The organism is Hyphomonas sp., from assembly GCF_040882205.1.
Lineage (GTDB): Bacteria > Pseudomonadota > Alphaproteobacteria > Caulobacterales > Hyphomonadaceae > Hyphomonas.
In genome coordinates this window covers 1-4,478 of the sequence record NZ_JBBEBT010000154.1, presented here as the reverse complement: position 1 = coordinate 4,478, position 4,478 = coordinate 1, and the positions used below count along the sequence as shown (strand labels likewise).

3 protein-coding genes and 2 pseudogenes are annotated in these 4,478 nt (G+C 60.4%); 4 read left to right on the top strand and 1 reads right to left on the bottom strand.

Annotated elements, in window-relative coordinates:
- The 3 genes from WEA77_RS06165 to WEA77_RS06155 form a co-directional block, all read left to right on the top strand.
- Nucleotides 1-785: arylamine N-acetyltransferase (locus WEA77_RS06165; RefSeq protein ID WP_368066994.1), on the top strand; the 785-nt coding region annotated here is incomplete at its 5' end.
- 120 nt (nucleotides 786-905) lie between these two features.
- The gene (locus tag WEA77_RS06160; protein ID WP_368066993.1) at nucleotides 906-1,328 is read left to right on the top strand and encodes a hypothetical protein; all 423 of its coding nucleotides are present in this window, start codon (nucleotides 906-908) and stop codon (nucleotides 1,326-1,328) included.
- Nucleotides 1,329-1,606: 278 nt separating this feature from the next.
- Nucleotides 1,607-2,446, top strand: coding sequence for a TauD/TfdA dioxygenase family protein (locus tag WEA77_RS06155; protein WP_368066992.1), 840 nt, complete (start codon nucleotides 1,607-1,609; stop codon nucleotides 2,444-2,446).
- Between the two features lie 300 nt (nucleotides 2,447-2,746).
- On the opposite strand, the pseudogene WEA77_RS06150 reads toward WEA77_RS06155, so the two are convergent.
- Nucleotides 2,747-3,451 (bottom strand): annotated as a pseudogene (locus WEA77_RS06150) (IS6 family transposase).
- 112 nt (nucleotides 3,452-3,563) lie between these two features.
- On the opposite strand from WEA77_RS06150, the pseudogene WEA77_RS06145 reads away from it, so the two are divergent.
- Nucleotides 3,564-4,478 (top strand): annotated as a pseudogene (locus WEA77_RS06145) (hypothetical protein); the annotation flags it as partial.

Genomic DNA, 4,478 nt, shown 5'->3' with positions numbered 1-4,478 from the left:
AAGGCCGGGGGCCGCAGCGGGACGTGGCGGCGACCACCCGAGCGCGAAGAGGGACGACCGCCGGGCACACAGGGAGCGCCGGGCGGGCAGCGCGTGCGCCGCGCCCGGGCGCCCAAGCACAGCGCGTGAACATGCAGGATCGAACGGCCGCGCTCGTCCTCACCGTGAGCGATGGCGTTGCCGCGGGCACGCGCCTCGACGAGAGCGGTGAGTCCCTGGCGGCACGCCTTGACGAGCTGGGCTTCGAGGTGGTGCTCTATCTTGCCCGCGTGGTCTATAACCGGGACATTCATCCCGGCCTGACACACCGGATCACGCTGGTCCATCTCGATGGCGAACGGTATCTGGTGGATGTCGGCTTCGGGCCATTTGGTCCGGACTTGCCGGTGGGGCTGTCCCAGGTATCAGTGGCACGGGGGGAGCGCGTGTTTCGCGTGGCCGAGCCCCAAGCTGGTGAGTTCCACCTGCAGACGCTGAAAGACGGTGCGTTCTTCTCGCTCTACCGTTTCGAGCTTGCCCGTTACGGGCAGGCTGATTGCGAACTCGGGCACTTCTACTCCCACCGACATCCGGCGGCGGTTTTTGTGAACAACCTCGTAGCGTCCCGGATCCTCGATGGCGAAATACGCTCGCTGCGCAACCGCGAGTACTGGGTCATCACGCCGACTGGTGAGCAAAGGCGCACGATCAGCGACGGGGCCGGACTCCAGGGGCTCCTCGCTACGGAATTCGACATCAAGATCAGCGCAGAAGAAAGCCTGTTGTTGTTCCAGCAGGCCCCCTGACAGCAGCGGCCAGGCCAGCTCCGAAGCCGATAACCGGCAAGAGCAGGCCTGCCTTATGAGTGATCCGGTGATCTGGCCCATCGGAAGGTCCTCGCAAAGCCTGTTCAGCGAGCATTACGGATGACGGCAGTCGGCGATGAATTGCCTGACAACGAAGTACGGTCTCCGACTGCACTTGGCCGGATTGCTGCCGTCGGGCAGCTTGGATCGCCGCCGCTGATCGGCCGCTACCGCAAAGACGATGGTCAGACAAACCGGGTGTACTGCCTCTTCATTCCGGCGCCCCGAAGCAGTATACATATCATATCGAGGTTAATCGGTGAGCCGACATGCGAGAAACTGACCTCAAAAGCCGACGCAATACAGATGGCACCTTTGGCCGAGGCAACTCCGGCAAGCCGCGGCCCGCGCCACAAGACCACGCTTGCCATCGAGGCCCTTCTGGACGGCGAAGGCGAGGCCCTGACCCGCAAGCGCTACGTGACAAGGGTCTATAGACCCGTCACGCTGTCACGCCCTGAAAAATTGTTTTTACGTGATTGATGGCGAGCACGGCTTCAACTGAACCGTCAGTTTCAACCCAGGCCACCTCAGCACCAAACCGCCTTGCTCAAAAGTTCTGTCGAGGATGGCTGTAACCGATAGCGCGGCGGCGAAGGTTATCAGGCTGGATGAAAGGCGTTTGAAGTGATCGGTGGACGTCGCCAGGGGTCTTCAGGACAGAGGCACTCTCAGGAAGGGTAATTGCCAAGTTCTGCCCGCCGGGGTTAGTCTCCTTTCAGCAGCCCGCCAAGGTGTAGATAGCGGTCAGGGAGGAAGCCATGCAGATCACATCCCTGGAGGGCGCGGGCGCAGAGATTACGGGTGTCGACATCCGCAATCTGTCTGATGTCGAGTTCATCGCCGTTCGGCAGGCCTATGCCGATCACGGCGTCATCTTCTTCCGCGATCAGTCCCTTTCCGAAGACGATCACATCGCCTTTGCCCGCCGCTTCGGCCCGATCAACATCAACCGCTTCTTCCAGGCGCATGAGCGCTATCGCGAGATCGCACTGGTGCTGAAGGAGAAGGAACAGAAAACCAATATCGGAGGCGGTTGGCATACGGATCATTCCTATGACGCGGAGCCGGCCATGGGCTCTGTACTCGTCGCGCGCCAGCTCCCCGACGAGGGCGGCGATACCTGGTTTGCCTCCATGTATACCGCGTATGACACGCTCGACGACGCCACGAAGGAAGAGATTGCCTCCCTGCGCGCCATCCATTCGGCCAAACACATCTTCGGCTCCCAGAAGGACAATTTCTACAAGGCGATTGAAGACACCGATGCGCGCATCGGCAACACCGCCGCCGCAGACGTCCTGGAAGACGTCGTCCACCCGGTCGTCATCACCCATCCGCTGAGCGCCAGGAAGGCGCTCTATGTAAACCCCGCCTTCACTACGAAAATTGCAGATTATGAGGAGGAAGCCTCCAGGTCGTTGCTGATGCGCCTTTATACGCACGCCATGAGCCCTGACCACGCCCACCGGTTCAAATGGCGCCCGGGCTCTGTGGCCTTCTGGGACAACCGGTCAACCTGGCACTGGGCGATGAATGATTATCACGGAGAGCGCCGCCTGATGCACCGCATAACGATTGAAGGCTGCGCGCTGTGTTAGGGCGCGGCTCGAAAGCATCCCAAGAGTCTTCGGATGCAAAATGTCCGCGCCTCTTTTGCTTACCTTGTGTTGCAGCGTAAGATGCATTGGATGGAGGCGATTTTGGGGGGGGCTTAGGGTCAGGGGCTTTCGCTTGCACCGCCAGCGCATCCCAGAGCGCGATCTCACTCGCTGAAAGTTCTGACGGATCTCTCAATAGCACCATGCGTGGGGAGTTCTGGGGTTTCGCTTATCGTTAGCACGACAGGGTTGTGTCAGTTTAATGCGAACCCGTCTCCGCTTTTCGCAAATGAGCAGGTGCTATGCGACAAGAAGTTCGTGCCATTCGCAAAGGGCGGCGTCACGTAGAGATTTGTACCTGGCCCTCCCCTCGATGTTTCTTAGATGATTGCAATGATTGTGTACAGACGAATGCGCTGAAGCGAACTTCTGCAGACTTCGCAGTCGCCTTAAGCGCGACATCGCCCGCTCACGTCGGCGGAAAGGTTGGTGCGAATTCTTGGCGCGATTATTGAGGTGGCGCGACGTTTCCTGGCGTCGCAAGTTTCCTGTAGACTTCATCGCGGCCCGATAGGATGGGCACCCGTCGGTCACCAAAACTTCCGGGTCTCCCGAGCATTTCATTACTTTTCTCCGGAATTTCAGCGCCGATGCCTTGTCGCACTTTTTGGTGACATACGCCTCCAGTACTTCGCCTTCGTGATCAACAGCGCGCCACAAGTAATGCGTCTCGCCCCGGATCTTGACGAAGACCTCATCCAGATGTCACCGCCACTGCGGCACCTGGCGCATCGCTTCGGATCTCCGTTTACGGATTTTACTGGCAAAATGGCTTCCGAACCGGTCGACCCAGAGGCGGACGCTTTCATGTCAAACATCGATGCCACGCTCGTGGAGTAGGTCTTCCAGATTGCGGAGCGATAGCGGAAATCTGACGTACATCAGCACTGCAAGCTGGATGATCTCGGGTGAGGTTTTGAAGTATCGGAAGGGGTTCTTGCTCATTTTAAAATGCCAACCGCCCTGCCCGGTCGCCACAAGACCCGGTTCCGCTGAAATCACCTACTGGACAAAAGGCGATCGCCTCCGCACCCTCTTCAGGCAATCGGAGGCAATCATGCGGCACTTCCTGAAATTTCTCATCCTCGTGGCCTGCGCCTCTGCAGCGAGTGCGCAGGGGGCGCCCGGCGGCACCTACGGCGACCTTCTCACCGTGCACGAGGAATTGCAGGAATACATGGTGCCCGCCTTCACGCCGAGCGTGGTGCTCGATTCAGGGGCGCGGGTCGGCGAGATCTACGCCGACAAGCTGATGGAGGACAAGCGCGCAGGACTGGCGCAATTTGAGGAACGCCTCGCGGGTATGGCAGTCCAGACGTGGCCGCGCGAAGAGCAGGCCGACTTCCTGGCAGTCAAGTCGCTCCTAAATGGCTACCGCTTTAATCTGGAGGTGCTGCGTCCGTGGAAGCGCGACCCGGGCTTCTACCTCGACCCCCTCATACGCGTCGCCTTCAATGACCTTGGGGCAGGCGAAGAGGCGCACCTTCGCCTCGAGACGCAGCTGGCTGCCGTAGCGCCGATGCTGTCGTCGGCGCGCTCCAATCTCACCGAGGTGGCGGGAGACTATGCCGACCTGGCGCTGTTCAACCTCGAGAACAGCGACGGGGTCAATCACTACCACCCCTACCGGGCAGTGCCTCCGGCGGGAATTATTGGCTGGTATGACGACTTGCTCGCGCGCAGCCGCGCCGAGCGGCCTGAGCTTGTCCCGCAGGTTGTTGCTGCGCGCGCCGCCATCATCGAATTTCGCGACTGGCTGCGGGCCGAGCGGCCTCGCATGACTGCTCCCGCAGGCGTCGGGCCAGAGCGCTACGACTGGTACAACCGGCACGTGCGGATGATTCCCCTCACCTCTTCCGAAATGCTCACGCTGGCCGAGCGTGAGCACGAGCGGATGAGCGCGGCGTTGGCTATTCTGCGCCACCGCAATCGCGACCTGCCCCAACTAAAATTGTCGGCAACCGCCGAAGAG

What these genes read in the sequence shown, in the direction of transcription:
- WEA77_RS06160 (WP_368066993.1), top strand. Translation starts at nt 906, where the DNA reads ATGACGGCAGTCGGCGATGAATTGCCTGACAACGAAGTACGGTCTCCG.
- WEA77_RS06155 (WP_368066992.1), top strand. Translation starts at nt 1,607, where the DNA reads ATGCAGATCACATCCCTGGAGGGCGCGGGCGCAGAGATTACGGGTGTC.